This window comes from Variovorax sp. JS1663, from assembly GCF_002157355.1.
Classification (GTDB): Bacteria; Pseudomonadota; Gammaproteobacteria; order Burkholderiales; family Burkholderiaceae_C; genus Variovorax.
This window is the reverse complement of record NZ_LYMK01000015.1, coordinates 91,328-104,494: the sequence shown is the minus strand read 5'-3', so window position 1 is coordinate 104,494 and position 13,167 is coordinate 91,328. Positions and strand designations below refer to the sequence as shown.

The window sequence follows — 13,167 nt, the reverse complement described above, 5'->3', positions numbered from 1 at the left end:
CTGCCGCCCGACTTCGCCGCGCGCGTCGTCGTCTGGCAGCGCAGTCACGGGCGCAGCGAGTTGCCGTGGCAGAACACGCAGGACCCGTATCGCGTATGGCTCTCGGAGGTGATGCTCCAGCAGACCCAGGTGTCGACCGTGCTGGGCTACTTTTCCCGCTTCCTCCAGCGCTTCCCGACAGTGGATGCGCTGGCCGCCGGCACGGAGGACGAGGTGTTCGGCCTCTGGAGCGGCCTGGGCTACTACAGCCGGGCGCGCAACATGCACCGCTGCGCGCAGGAGGTGGTTGCGCGCTTCGACGGTGCCTTTCCGCGTACGGCTGCTGAACTGCAGACGCTGCCTGGCATCGGCCGCTCGACTGCTGCAGCCATTGCCGCCTTCTGCTTCGGCGAGCGAGTTGCGATCCTCGACGGCAACGTCAAGCGCGTGCTCACGCGGGTGCTGGCCTTCGATGGCGACCTGGCCGCGGCTGCACAGGAAAAGGCCTTGTGGGGCCTGGCGACGGAACTGCTGCCGCCGGCAGCGCAGCGTGGTGATCTCGCCGGGTATACCCAGGGCCTGATGGATCTGGGCGCGACCGTCTGCCTGCCGCGCAAGCCCAGCTGCATGATCTGCCCGGCGAGCGAGCTGTGCGCGGCACGGCGCATGGGGGAGCCCGAGCGCTTTCCGGTCAAGACGCGCAAGCTGCGGCGCAGCGCGCAGTTGCTGTGGATGCTGCAGGCGCGCGATGCGCAGGGGCGCGTCTGGCTGGAAAAGCGCCCCTCGCGCGGCATCTGGGCCGGGCTCTACTGCCTGCCTGTCTATGAAAGCCGCAGCGCGTTGGTGGATCGCTTAGCGCCAGACGCGCGCCGGACGGTGCACGATGGCCGCGCCTTCGTCCATGTGCTGACGCACAAGGATCTGCATCTTCACCCGGTCTCGGCCCACTTCGCGACGGAGCATTCCCCCACGGAAACAGGCAGTTGGTTCGGGGCCGGTGAGTGGCCCGCGCTGGGGTTGCCGGCCCCCGTGCGCAAGCTGCTGACGGAGGATTAGCCCAGCGCGTCCAGTTCGCGGTGGCGCTTGAGCGCTGCCCAGTGCGCGCCGAAACCGCGCGCCAGCTGTTCCACCAGGAACACCGAGCGGTGCTGGCCGCCAGTGCAGCCGATCGCCACCGTCACGTAGCTGCGGTGGTCCCGCGCCAGGGCATCGAGCCAGCGCTGGAGGAACTGCTCGATGTCGCCGTACATGCGGGCGACGTCGTCGTGTTCGCGCAGCCACTCGATCACTGGTGCATCCCGGCCGGTGAGGGGGCGCAGCGTGGGCACATAGTGCGGATTTGGGAGCATGCGCACGTCGAACACGTAGTCGGCATCGAGTGGCACGCCGCGCTTGAAGGCGAAGGACTCAAACACCAGCGTGAGCGTGCTTTCGGGCGCCGCGATCAGCGCCTTGATGTAACTCTGCAGCTGCGCGGGGCGGATGAGGCTGGTGTCGATCACGTCGGCGCCATCACGCAGCTCGGCCAGTAGCTCGCGCTCGAGCTCGATGGCCTGCACGAGCACCCGCTGCTGTTCGGGCGCATCGGTGCGGCCGTCATGGCGCGAGAGCGGATGACGGCGCCGGGTCTCCGAATAGCGGCGCACGAGGGCATCGGTCGTCGAATCAAGAAACAGCGAGCGCAGCGACACGCCTTCGCGCCGCAGCAGCTCCAATTGCTGCGGCACCAGCGGCAGCGAGACGCCGCTGCGCACATCCATCGCAATGGCCACGCGCTCGGCCTGGCGCTCGCGTTGCAGGGCGATGAAGGGCGTGAGCAGCTCGGGTGGCAGGTTGTCGACGCAGTAGTAGCCCGCATCCTCGAGGGCATGCAGGGCCACGGACTTACCGGAGCCGGACATGCCGGTGATCAGCACCAGTTCCAGGCTCATTGAAAAACCTCCGCGCTGTGCGCTGCGGTATTCGCCTTGGGAGCGGCCCGGCGACTCATGCCGACACCCCCGGCGCCTTCCTGCCCAGCATTTCACGTGCATGTGCGAGCGAGGTCTGGGAGACGCGTTCGCCGCCCAGCATGCGGGCGATCTCGCGGACGCGCGTGTCCTCGTCGAGCACCGACACGCTGCTTTCGGTGCGAACGCCGGCGCGGACCTTGGCGCTGGTCTGGTGCTTGGCGACCAGAAGATGGTGGTTGGCGCACGCGGCCACCTGGGGCAGATGGGTGACGGCCAGCACTTGGCGATCACGACCCAACTGCTTCATCAGCCTGCCGACAGTCTCGGCGACGGCCCCGCCGACACCGGCATCGACCTCGTCAAAGATCAGCGTCTGTGCCGCGCCAAGCTGGCTTGTGGTGACGGCGATCGCGAGCGCGATGCGGGAAAGCTCGCCGCCCGAGGCCACCTTGCCGATCGGTCGCGGCGTGCTGCCCGGGTGGCCGGCGACCAGGAAAGCGACTTCCTCGAGCCCGTGCCGGGCCGGCTCCGCCAGCGCTTCCAACTTGACTTCGAAGCGCCCCCCCTGCATGCCCAGCCCCTGCATGGCCTGAGTGACGGCCTGGGACAGGCGAGGCGCGGCTTGCCTGCGGGCCTTGCCCAGGGCCCGCGCCTCCTTCAGATAGGCCTGCTGAGCAGCCTGTTCGGCACGCTCCAGGGCCTCCAGGTCGCTTTGCGCATCCAGCGTCTGCAGCTCGGCCTGCCAGCCGGCGAGCAGCGCCGGCAACTCGGCCGGTTGGCGCTTGTAGCGGCGCGCGAGCGACATCCAGAGGCCCATGCGCTCATCCAGCTCGGCAAGCCGCTGCGGATCGGTGTCGGTCTCGCGCAGGTAGCCGTGCAGCGAATGCGCTGCGTCGGAGGCCTGGGCCACGCTCGACGCCAGCACCTCGCCCAGTTCCTTGAAGGCCGGCTCGATGTGCTCGCAGTTCTGCAGCAGCGTGAGGGCGCGGCCGAGCGCGGCGAGGGCGCCGTGCTCCTCGTCCTCCAGCGCGCTGGAGGCGCCCTGCGCCGCGTCGATGAGCGCCTGCGCGTTGGAGATGCGCGTATGGGTGGCCGACAACTCCTCCCATTCGTCCGCGCCCGGCGCGAGTTTCGCTACCTCGCCCACCTGCCACTGGAGGCGCTCGCGCTCGCGCTGCAGAGAATCCTGCGCCGAACGAGCCTTTTCCAGCGTCGCGATGGCCTGGCGCCAGCTCTGCCAGGCCGCGCCGAGCGCGCTGTCGTCGGCACCGGCATAGGCATCGAGCAGCCCGCGCACGGCCTCGGGCCGCGTCAGGCTCTGCCATGCATGCTGGCCGTGAATGTCCAGCAGCCGGTCACCGAGTTCCCGCAACTGTGTGGCAGTGGCGGGGCCGCCGTTGATCCAGCCGCGGCTGCGGCCCTGGAGATCGACGGTCCGGCGCAGCAGTAAGACGTCGCCGGACTCGAAGCCGCCCTCGTCCAACCAGGCCGCCAGGGACGGATCGGCGTCAAATTCCGCGCTGACCTCCAGCCGGTCGGCGCCTTCACGCACGGCGCCGGCGTCCGCGCGGTTGCCCAGCGCCAATTGAAGGGCATCAATCAGGATCGACTTCCCGGCGCCGGTCTCCCCGGTGAGCACGGTGAAGCCCGAGGCCAAGTCGAGCTCGAGCGCGCGCACGATCACGAAATCGCGCAAGGCGATGCGACGCAGTGCCATCTCAATACCCGCCCGGATGCGCCAGGGGCTCGCGGCAAGCGTACGGCGAGCGATGAACAGATCGAGCGTGCGGGCTCACTGGAGTACCTTCGCCTGCGGCTGCGGTATTCGCCTTCAGAACGGCCGTGCGGCTCATGGATCAGGAACCTCCTTCGTTCCAGTGCAGTTTCTTGCGCAGCGTGTCGAAATAGCTCCAGCCGCGAGGGTGCAGGAAGCGCACGCGATAGTCGGAGCGCCGTACCACGACCTGGTCGCCGATCGCCAGCGAGGCCAGAGATTGCATGTCGAAATTGGCGCTGGCGTCGCGGCCGCTCACCAGTTCGATCGAGACCTCGTCCGCGTCGGGCAGGAGGATCGGCCGGTTCGACAGCGAGTGGGGCGCGATGGGCACCATCACCCAGCCCGGCACCGCGGGGTGCATCAGCGGACCGCCGGCGGACAGCGCATAGGCGGTGGAGCCAGTGGGGGAGGCCACGATGATGCCGTCGGCACGGTGATTGGCCACGAAATGATGGCCCACCGTCACCCGCAGCTCGACCATGCCCGAGGTGGCGCCGCGGTTGACCACCACGTCGTTCATGGCGAGCGCATGGAAGACGGGGGCGCCATCGCGCATCACCTTGGCCTGCATCAGGCTGCGGTGATCCTCCTCGTATTCGCCGGCCAGCATGGGCGTCAGCGCCGTGCGGTAGTCATTCAGCGAGATGTCGGTGATGAAGCCGAGCCGGCCGCGGTTGATGCCGATCAGCGGCAGGCCGTAGCAGGCCAGATGGCGCCCGATGCCGAGCATGGTGCCATCGCCGCCGACCACCAGCCCCAAGTCGCATTGCCGGCCTATCTCCTCGACCGACAGCGCTGCATGGCGGGTCTGCGCGGCTTCGCTGCCTGACGCCTGTTCCACGACGACTTCGCAGCCCTGCGATTCGAGAAAGGCGCCGATGTCCTCCATGACTTCGTCCGGCGCGCCGGCCTGCGCCCGCCCGCCCGTGGCCTGGTACTTGCCGATCAATGCCACGCGCCGGAAGCTGGATGTCATTCGTAAATTACAACACTAAAATCTTTCAATGCTGGACGAACGCGCCAAGTTGCTGCTCAAGACATTGGTCGAGCGCTACATTGCCGACGGGCAGCCGGTGGGCTCCCGCACGCTGTCCCGGGCGTCGGGGCTGGAACTGTCGCCCGCAACCATTCGCAATGTGATGTCCGACCTCGAAGGGCTCGGGTTGATCGCGAGCCCCCACACCTCCGCGGGCCGCGTGCCGACGGCGCGCGGCTATCGATTGTTCGTCGACACCATGTTGACCGCGCAGCGCGAAGATTTCACTGCGCAAAGCATCGCCCCGGATCAGCCTCAGAAGGTGATTGCCAATGCGGCGACCTTGCTGTCGAACCTCTCGCAGTTCGTCGGCGTCGTGATGGCGCCGCGCCGCGCCTCGGTGTTCCGCCAAATCGAGTTTCTGCGGCTGTCGGAACGCCGTTTGCTGGTGATCATTGTGTCGCCCGACGGCGACGTGCAGAACCGGGTCATCTTTCCCGAGGTCGACTATTCGCAGTCGCAACTGGTCGAGGCCTCGAACTACATCAACACGCACTTCGCAGGCCTGTCGATCGAGCAGGTGCGCGACCGCCTGCAATCCGAGATGGAGCAGTTGCGCGGCGAGATTGCGGCGCTCATGCAGGCGGCCGTGCAGGTAAGCTCCGAGGTGCTGACGCAAGCGCAGGACGAGGTGGTGATCGCGGGCGAGCGCAACCTGCTGTCCGTCACCGACTTCTCCAGCGATATGAGCCACCTGCGTCGCGCCTTCGATCTGTTCGAGCAGAAAGCTCAATTGCTGCGCCTGCTGGACGTGTCGAGCCAAGCCGAGGGCGTGCGCATTTTCATCGGCGGGGAGAGCCAGGTCGTGCCCTTCGAGGATCTCTCGATCGTGAGTGCGAATTACGAGGTGGACGGCGAAGTGGTCGGCACGCTCGGTGTCATCGGACCGACGCGCATGCACTACGACCGCATGATCCAGATCGTGGATATCACCTCCCGGCTGGTTTCGAACGCTTTGTCGCACCGCAAATAGCGCCCTTCAGCCGCCCCACTAGAATCCGGCCTGCGTGGGCCGTTAGCTCAGTTGGTTAGAGCAGCGGACTCATAATCCGTTGGTCGCTGGTTCAAGCCCAGCACGGCCTACCACCGCGCTTCGGCGCATTTATAGGAACAGCCCCGCGTAGGCATGCTATAATCGCAAGCTGTGCGGCTGTAGCTCAGTTGGATAGAGTACTTGGCTACGAACCAAGGGGTCGTGGGTTCGAATCCTGCCAGCCGCACCACTTTTCAGAGGGTTAGCCCGTGAGGACGGACTGACCCTCTTCTCTTTTGCGCGACTTTCTGCGCGACTTTCTTCTAACGCCTACCCGTTCACCACCCGCAGCAGCGTCGTGCGGTCGAAGGTGTTGGTCGCCTTGTTCGCGGCCTCCACCAGCCTTCCCACGGTCGCCGTCGCATAGTGCTGCGGCATCCCCTCGATCGCGTGCCCCAGGAGCAGGGCGCGGTCCTCTTCCGACACCCCTCCATCCCGCAGCCGCTGGCCGAAGGTGTGGCGAAGGTCGTGTACCCGCACCTTCTCCAGCCCGATCTCCGCTCGCGCGCGCTGCCAACCCGTGTTGTTCAGCGTCCCGATCCGTCGCCTGGGCAGTTCCTGCCGCTTGCCGTCTGGCTTCTTCTTCGACGGCGGGCGGTAGGTGAACACGTATTCCGGATGCTTCCCCCTGCACGACTCCACGATCTTCCAGGCCGCGTCGTTCAGGATCAGCACATGGTCGCGCTTCCCCTTGAACTCAGCCGCCGGAATCACGAACACGCTGCGTTCCAACTCCGGAACCGGCACTTCCCAGCTCCACCGCAGGCCGCACACGTTGTCGTCACGGGCGCCGGTGTTGAGCGCGAAAAGCACTGGCCGCTGAAGGTGGGTCGCGAGCACCGGAATCAGCTTGGCCTGCTCTGCCCAGGACAGCGGATACGGCGGTCTCCGCTGCGCATCTTCATCCAGCATCTCGATCAGCGGCGGGGACGGCAGCCAGGGCCGGCCGTTGTCGCGCCATACCCGGGCCGCGCGGTTCATCACTGTCCGCACCACCTCCAGGCTGCGGTTGACGGTCGAGTTCTTCGCCTCGTCCTCGTCGATCCGCTGCGCCTTGAAGGTCTCCAGCGAGTCATTGCAGATTTCGCCCATCGGCATCTTGCCGATGTAGGGCAGCAGGATCTTGACGTGGTAGCTGATGGTCTCCAGGGAGCGCACGCCGCGGTGCCGGCACTCCATCAGATACTTTGCCGCCCCATCTGCCCACAGGCGATCAGCGCCTGCTCGAAGTTGCTTTGCCCGCTCGTCGTCGATTTCGAGCTGGCGACGCCGAAGCCAGGCTTCTGCATCGTCCTGCGAGATCTCGCCGAGCCGCTGGAAGATCCTTTGGCCAAGGTACTGCTTGTTGACGACCCGCTCGCTTCCGAAGAGCTGGATCCCTTTTGTCCGAGTTCGCATTGGGTTTCTCCTTTCCTTGCGCGACTCGGGCGTCCACGCTCGGCAATATACGCGTCAAGCCAGGCGTCGAGTTCGTGCCTGTCGAAGGCGATGCCGCGATGGCCGATGGGGATTTCTGTGAGGGCAGGGCGCACCTCGGCGTCGAAGCGGTTGCGGTCCATGCCGCAGTACCCCGGGGCGTCGCGGTGGCGGACGACCCGTGGCAGGAGCGGGCCGCTCATCGCAACCCGTCCGGGTGGATGCCCACCTCTGCGAGCGAGTCGAACCAGCGTTCTGCGATCTCGACGGCCTCGATGCCGTCCTTCGCGTAGGTGTGCAGCGTGTGATTGATTGCTGGGTGGCGGACGGCATAGATGCCTGGGCCCAGGCTGCGAACCTCCAGCGGACCATGGTGCCGGCTGGGCAGAGGCATGACGGGATCGGCGGCAGCTGGAACTACACGCGGCCACGCCCGCCAGGAGGTCCAGTCGTGGAATCGGACGGACAGCCGAGACCAGTTCGTGATGGCCATGAGCGGATGGCAGATGGCATCGTGCACGAAGGCCCAGATGAAGCGCTCCTCGGCGTTCGCGCACGCGGCGCGCGGGTCCGTCCTCATGTAGGCTTCCCAGCTTGCTGCACGGCCCGCACGATCGTGTTCCGGACGTTGACCCGTGCGATCTTCGGCAGTCCCTCCCACAGGACCGGATAGGTCTGGTCGATGTACTCCATTACCGTGAAGGCGACCATGTCGGCGTCGATCGTGCCCTCGGGCTTGGGCACCAGGTGCAGGGTGCGCTTGCGCGGGGTGCTGCTCATGCCTGGCTCCTGAGAGCCAACACGGGCCTGGGTGCGGGCTTCGCTCCAGCAACCAAGCGCAGATGTCCTGGACGGTGCTCGTCCTTGGGGGCCGTAACTTGGTGGGCTGCGAAGAAGAACTCTTCACCACTGCGATAGCGGCAGGTGTAGCCCCAGCGGTATTCGATGCGAACGCCATCGCTGGCGACGAACTCACCGTCTTCGGCCTTGACCGCGCACAGCCCGTAGCCCTCGCAAACCATGGCCGGGTAGCCATTGGCCAACACGGAATCACCGACGTTGAAGATGGCGCTGGCGCCGCGCAATTGCTTGGCCGCCTCCTCGCGTCCGATGTCCTTCTTCGGCGCGGTGCGCGCCAGGTCTTCGAGTTCCTGCGCACGCTGCTGCTCGCGCCGGGTACGCTCCGCGTCGCTGATGCCCTTGGAGACGCGAAGCTGCCGGCCGATCATGGTCGCCTGCATCCAGCGTTCATCGTGCTTTGGCTTGGTGCCGCGGGGCTGCGGCACGCCGTCGATGAACGTGATGGAACTCTTCGGCATGCCTGGGGCACCCGGCACCTTCGCGGCGTCGATGATGCCGGAGGCGATCAGAGCCTCAGGGCGGCCCAGGTGGATGTCTCCGCTGGTGCCGGCTTCATACTCCACGCCGGCCTCGACAGTGATCGCGGCGGCTGTCATGCTGCAACTGCCCTCTCGTCCATCATGTCCTTGACGATGGAATCCAACTGATCACGTGCCTCCCGGAGTTCGTTGCCGCTAGCCCTGATCAGCATGACGAGACGATCTTGAGCTTGGGCGCACGATTCAGCGTTGCCGTACTGGAATTGACATGCTTCGCTAGCCATGTCGAGCAGGATCAGCGCCCCGTTGAGGGTCCCGTCAACACAGTCAACGTCAATCCAGGTGGACCGTTCGCGGTCCGGCTCCTGGGGGCTTTGCTCGGGCAGCAGCTTCGGAAGCTCCGCGCAGCAGTCGAGTTCGTCCTGCACCCGGTCGAGCAGGTCGAATGCCTCTTTCAGCGTTCCTTCGATGCCAGAACCCTGAGCGAGTGCGATCGTGCCCTGGAGCGCGGCCAGTGGCTTGAAGAGCGCTTCGAAGTTGGCGGCGGCATGAGCCCGTGTCGGCGAGTCGTCCAGCATCGCGAGCGCATCGCCGATCAGCAGGTCGTGCGCGACATGGCCGAGCAGCACTTCATAGGGCTCGCCACGTTCTGCGCGGTCGTAGGCAGCCTCGAGTTTTTCGTCGGCCTCTCTCAATGCTGCCTGCAGGGTCGCCAGCCGTGCCTTCCGGTTGTTGGCGTCGGTGGATGGCGCGTGTACGGCGTTCTTGCGGACGGGCTTGGCGGGGCGTGTGAGGGTGGTGGTGCTCATGCTGCACCGCCTTCCAGATGAGCCAGGACGGCGCTCAGGTTGACCTCTTGGTGCCTGAGGACGGTGATCAGTGCAGTCGATTCGAAACCGTCCCACGCAGGAGCGTCGATCTTGTACATCTCGCACTTCGCGGCGAACTCTTCGCTGTGCTTGCAATGGAAATTGACATCACGGCAGGCTTGCTGCGCGGCCACGATCCATTGCACCAGCCTCGAAATGTCGAGGGCTGCGCTGATGTCGGATTCGAGATCAACAGGAGTGGGCGCCTTGCGTTCCTCGTTCTCGATCGACGTGGCCGGGACAGTGGTAGAGGCGGCGACCGCGGTAGCTGCCGCGGTGACAGTTGTTGCGCCCTGACGCGGGCGCGCGATAGACTCAACCATGATTTGGTTTCCTTGGTAGGGTTTCCGGATCTAGGCCCCTTTGAGCGCTCTCATCTGCTCGGAGGGGCCGACTTTTTGGGGGTGCTGATTCAGCCGTTGCTCATCGCGTCCCCCTCGCTGTTCCTGGTCAGTTGCTGAAGGCGGGCCTGCTCCAGGACGCGGTTGATGATCCAGTTCGCCGAGCGCTCCTGAGCTTTGGCCTGCTCGTGGATCCAGCGGTGAGTTTCCGCCTTCATGCGGACCTGGACAGGTTTGAGATGCTTGTCGCTGCTTGTGCTCATGATTTGATGGCTGTTAGCCATGATGGCTAAATTATGGCTACCCAAGCAAGCTGTACGCAAATACATAATGGCTATGTGCCATTGTTGAGTTATGGCATTTAGCCATTAAGCTCGGGGGATGACGGAATCTGCTAAGCCCAGAGGCTCAACCATGCAAGCGGGGGACAAGTACATCGTTCGCTTCCCGGAGGGCATGCGCGAGCGCATCGCTGAGGTAGCCAAGGCGAACAATCGCTCGATGAATGCTGAGATCGTGGCCCGCCTGGAAAGCAGCTTTGACCTTCCGACCGGCTACGTGACCCAAGAGCAGTTTGAGAACGCGTTGCGCAACGCCGTGCTTAACTTCGAGGCTGATCAGTTTGTGATGGGGACGGTGCGGACGATGTTGGCGAGCAACGTCGTTCGGCTGTTTGAGCTTGTCCCCGAGGACCGTCGCACCGAAGCACTTGCGAATGCCTATGAATTTGCGCGCGCTCTGAAGGCGCCGGGCAGCGTCGGTCTTGAGGAAGCCGCCTCCAAGATCATGCGGCGGGCGGCCGATGACAAGGAGTCCAAGGATCTCGCTAGCGCTCTCCGGCGCCAAGAAGGCCGTCTTCAGCAGCAGTTGGATGCGGACCGCGTAGCTGACGTGAAGCTGGGTCGCAAAGAACCCAAGCTCTGACTTCACGCCTACCTCAAAGTAGCGCGCAGCGCCGCGCTGACCTCGGCGTAGATTCTGCCGGCCGATAGTTGCAATTGCTTCCATCCTCGCTCCGTTCCAACCCGCGGTGCACCTCCTGTGCTGCGGTATGGGCGAACTGTGCGGTAGCTTGGCACGAAAGAAGGGCAGTTGCCTATCTGGGAGGGGCAACTGCCCTTCGAGAGCCTTATTTCATACGGCTTTCAAGAGCATCTGGAATCTTCTTGAGGTGTCCTTCTATGGTGGTCTCGCCGATTGAAACTCCCATGCCCTCAGCAAGGCTCTGAATTAGCCCGGCGGTTTTTGCCGGCTTGGTGTAGTCCAGCTTGGCCTCTTTGCAGAGCACTGCGATGATAGTGAGAAGGGTTTTTTGCACCTTAGGGTGAATAGGATTGGGTTCGCTAGCCTTGGGTGACCCCTCCTGGAAATATCCAGCCTTCTTCGCTGCGTCAAGCCACGAGATGCCGATGCCCTTGGATGCCGCCCAGTCAAAAAAGTACTTTGGAGGCGCGGCCGCAGGATGTGCCGGATTGGATTTCCAAAGACGTTCCAGACTCTCGATCTGGGCTATGCGTGCATCCTTGTCCCCCTTGTCGTTGTGCAGCACCCCGCCCTCAACTTTAAAATACCCAAAACCTTCATAAATCTTGGCTGGGATCACTCCAGCGATCAAGAACATGGCAGCCTCCATCGGCCATGTGTCCATTATCAGCCATTGATGGAGTTCTTCTCGATCGTCTCCCAGCCGGGAGAACATGTCCCTGTTGGGCCCTCGGGAGGCGCCCAACGCTTCTTGCTCAGGAACCGCAAAGGAATAAACTGATTTCATTCCGATTGCTATGAGCCAGCGTCGTACTTCTTCTCTTTCGAAATTGGCGTCATCGAAAGGCGGGAGGTCTTCTGCAAAAAGAGACAACCCATAGCCCGAACCTGTACTTCGGACTCGTGTCATGGGCTCAGACTCTAGATACGTGGGATTGGCTGAAAACGAGCGCAAACCTTCTTTGGCATCGCCGCCCCATGTCGCAGCTGCATTCAAAAGATTGCCGGCGCCGATATAGGCGCGCTCCATTCGGCGAAGAATCGGCGTGATTTTCGCCACAAATCTCGCTTCTTCGCCCATCACTCCAAAAAGTCCGGTGTTCTTCTCAGGGGGAATTCCAACGATCAACTCGGCGATCTCCTTTGCCTTGAAGTGTTCTGCAAAATCCCAATGCGATAGATCTTCCATGCCCATCCAGTCAATGGCCAATCACGCCCGTGATACTGCCATCAATGTGCTATCAACGTGCCATCAGTTCGGCTCCCGGCTCATGGAGACGGTGACGGGCATGAAAAAAGCCCGCTCAGGGCGGGCTGGGTGTTGGGGCAACTCGTGTCGAGCTACAGCAACGGCAGGTTGTCGCCTTTCTTCGGGAACGCGCGGTGAAACCTCGCCTTGAACGAGTCCCAATCTTCCTCTGCCCTCATGAAGCCAATGAGAGCAAACATGTGCTGGGAAAGGGCGGTGTTCCCAATGTCTTCCGTAAGCCACTGATGATGTCTGGCCTTTCGTTGGCCGCGGCCATCGCTCGGATTCTTGCGCTCAAGCTCAGCGAGTACCCCAGGGCCAAGGCGTTCGTATACCAAGTCCTTGATGTAGAGTCCAACCACACCGGGACGCCTCGACGATCCATTCCATGGCCACTTCTTCAACCGGTAGAGCTCTCGGAAGAATTCAAGTGGGAACCGTTGCACCCACGCAGCCAACTCTTTGCGGATGAAGCGCTCAAGATAAGCCTGCAGGGCATCCTTTGCGCGAATCTCTTGGAAGCCCGTGGCTTCATCCACCAAAGCGATGATGCCGAGCGTGGCAAACCCGTGCTGCAGCATCTCGGCGCGCTGTGCCAGGTAGTTCAGCCGAGCGTCCAGGATGCCCATCTGAGAAGCCTTCAGGATCGCCGAGCAAATATCGGGCAGTAGTGTGGCTTCGTAGCCTGCTGCCGGGTTGCCGCCGTGTGGCGGAATGAAGCGGATCGGAGAATTTGCGCGCGCGGCTAAGTCTTTGATTGGTATGCCCTTTTTCTCGAATCGCTCCATCAAAGCAGCAATTTTGCGCACGCCACCTTGGCCGCCGCCGTGCGACATACCCAAGGCCGAATGGAGGCCCCGCAGCGCGAGAACTCGAGTCTCGTCCGGAAGCACATAGCAATGAATCTCGACCTCTCCGATGCGTACAGGTCGATCGAGAGACCCATGTGTAGCTATCGGAAGACGATCTAGGGCATCAGAAGGCGCTTCATCGGCATGATGCTTCGCTCTAGCCGCGATGCTTGCAATCTCGGATCGCCGCTGCGGGGAGAGTTTTGCCGCTCGGGCTGCGCCTCCGCGCGCTCGGCCTGTGATCTGCTTTTCGTCGCTCATGCAAGCACCTGATGGTTGAAGTGCATGCATTATCGGTGGAAAATTGAGAAAGCAAGCAAAAGAAGTGATGGTCGCTAAA

16 protein-coding genes and 2 tRNA genes are annotated in these 13,167 nt (G+C 63.6%); 5 read left to right on the top strand and 13 right to left on the bottom strand.

Going from position 1 to position 13,167, the window contains the following annotated elements:
- On the top strand, positions 1-1,035 hold the full coding sequence (gene mutY / locus A8M77_RS14880) for an A/G-specific adenine glycosylase (protein ID WP_238136832.1): 1,035 nt from the start codon (positions 1-3) through the stop codon (positions 1,033-1,035).
- On the opposite strand, the gene rapZ is transcribed toward mutY, so the two are convergent.
- The 3 genes from rapZ to A8M77_RS14865 all read right to left on the bottom strand — a co-directional run bounded on the left by rapZ (position 1,032) and on the right by A8M77_RS14865 (position 4,684).
- On the bottom strand, positions 1,032-1,910 hold the full coding sequence (gene rapZ, locus A8M77_RS14875; protein ID WP_086922279.1) for an RNase adapter RapZ: 879 nt from the start codon (positions 1,908-1,910) through the stop codon (positions 1,032-1,034). The genes mutY and rapZ overlap by 4 nt on opposite strands.
- A 55-nt stretch (positions 1,911-1,965) precedes the next feature.
- Positions 1,966-3,648, bottom strand: coding sequence for a DNA repair protein RecN (gene recN / locus A8M77_RS14870; RefSeq protein ID WP_086922278.1), 1,683 nt, complete (start codon positions 3,646-3,648; stop codon positions 1,966-1,968).
- Positions 3,649-3,787: 139 nt separating this feature from the next.
- Positions 3,788-4,684 carry an NAD kinase gene (locus A8M77_RS14865; protein ID WP_086922277.1) on the bottom strand — a complete coding sequence of 299 codons (897 nt, stop codon included), beginning with the start codon at positions 4,682-4,684 and terminating at the stop codon, positions 3,788-3,790.
- A gap of 28 nt (positions 4,685-4,712) precedes the next feature.
- Between A8M77_RS14865 and hrcA the strand changes: the two genes are divergently transcribed.
- From hrcA to A8M77_RS14850, 3 genes are all read left to right on the top strand, one after another.
- On the top strand, positions 4,713-5,717 hold the full coding sequence (gene hrcA / locus A8M77_RS14860; RefSeq protein ID WP_086922276.1) for a heat-inducible transcriptional repressor HrcA: 1,005 nt from the start codon (positions 4,713-4,715) through the stop codon (positions 5,715-5,717).
- A 36-nt stretch (positions 5,718-5,753) separates the two neighbouring features.
- Positions 5,754-5,830: transfer RNA gene (locus A8M77_RS14855), tRNA-Ile, on the top strand.
- A gap of 60 nt (positions 5,831-5,890) precedes the next feature.
- Positions 5,891-5,967, top strand: a tRNA-Arg gene (locus A8M77_RS14850).
- 80 nt (positions 5,968-6,047) lie between these two features.
- Here A8M77_RS14850 and A8M77_RS14845 read toward each other — a convergent pair.
- The 8 genes from A8M77_RS14845 to A8M77_RS14810 all read right to left on the bottom strand — a co-directional run bounded on the left by A8M77_RS14845 (position 6,048) and on the right by A8M77_RS14810 (position 10,006).
- Positions 6,048-6,935, bottom strand: coding sequence for a tyrosine-type recombinase/integrase (locus A8M77_RS14845; protein ID WP_158100934.1), 888 nt, complete (start codon positions 6,933-6,935; stop codon positions 6,048-6,050).
- Between the two features lie 20 nt (positions 6,936-6,955).
- Complete coding sequence (locus tag A8M77_RS36440; RefSeq protein WP_192871618.1) at positions 6,956-7,336, bottom strand: hypothetical protein; 381 nt, start codon at positions 7,334-7,336, stop codon at positions 6,956-6,958.
- Between the two features lie 56 nt (positions 7,337-7,392).
- A complete protein-coding gene (locus A8M77_RS14835; protein ID WP_086922274.1) occupies positions 7,393-7,773 on the bottom strand; it encodes a hypothetical protein in 381 nt (126 codons plus the stop codon).
- Positions 7,770-7,973, bottom strand: coding sequence for a hypothetical protein (locus A8M77_RS14830; protein ID WP_086922273.1), 204 nt, complete (start codon positions 7,971-7,973; stop codon positions 7,770-7,772). The genes A8M77_RS14835 and A8M77_RS14830 overlap by 4 nt, the downstream gene beginning before the upstream one ends.
- Positions 7,970-8,650, bottom strand: a complete 681-nt coding sequence (locus A8M77_RS14825; RefSeq protein WP_086922272.1) for a hypothetical protein — start codon at positions 8,648-8,650, stop codon at positions 7,970-7,972. The genes A8M77_RS14830 and A8M77_RS14825 overlap by 4 nt, the downstream gene beginning before the upstream one ends.
- Positions 8,647-9,342, bottom strand: a complete 696-nt coding sequence (locus tag A8M77_RS14820) for a hypothetical protein (RefSeq protein ID WP_086922271.1) — start codon at positions 9,340-9,342, stop codon at positions 8,647-8,649. The genes A8M77_RS14825 and A8M77_RS14820 overlap by 4 nt, the downstream gene beginning before the upstream one ends.
- Positions 9,339-9,725, bottom strand: coding sequence for a hypothetical protein (locus tag A8M77_RS14815; RefSeq protein WP_086922270.1), 387 nt, complete (start codon positions 9,723-9,725; stop codon positions 9,339-9,341). The genes A8M77_RS14820 and A8M77_RS14815 overlap by 4 nt, the downstream gene beginning before the upstream one ends.
- 89 nt (positions 9,726-9,814) lie before the next feature.
- Complete coding sequence (locus A8M77_RS14810) at positions 9,815-10,006, bottom strand: hypothetical protein (protein ID WP_086922269.1); 192 nt, start codon at positions 10,004-10,006, stop codon at positions 9,815-9,817.
- A 151-nt stretch (positions 10,007-10,157) separates the two neighbouring features.
- Between A8M77_RS14810 and A8M77_RS37240 the strand changes: the two genes are divergently transcribed.
- Positions 10,158-10,667, top strand: a complete 510-nt coding sequence (locus A8M77_RS37240; RefSeq protein WP_086922268.1) for an Arc family DNA-binding protein — start codon at positions 10,158-10,160, stop codon at positions 10,665-10,667.
- 205 nt (positions 10,668-10,872) lie between these two features.
- Here A8M77_RS37240 and A8M77_RS35210 read toward each other — a convergent pair whose 3' ends face one another.
- Together A8M77_RS35210 and A8M77_RS14795 are read right to left on the bottom strand one after the other, a co-directional pair.
- Positions 10,873-11,916 (bottom strand): hypothetical protein, encoded by a 1,044-nt coding sequence (locus tag A8M77_RS35210; protein WP_143694609.1) that lies wholly within the window; start codon positions 11,914-11,916, stop codon positions 10,873-10,875.
- Between the two features lie 152 nt (positions 11,917-12,068).
- Positions 12,069-13,088, bottom strand: a complete 1,020-nt coding sequence (locus A8M77_RS14795; RefSeq protein WP_158100933.1) for a P63C domain-containing protein — start codon at positions 13,086-13,088, stop codon at positions 12,069-12,071.
- Between the last annotated feature and the right edge of the window lie 79 nt (positions 13,089-13,167).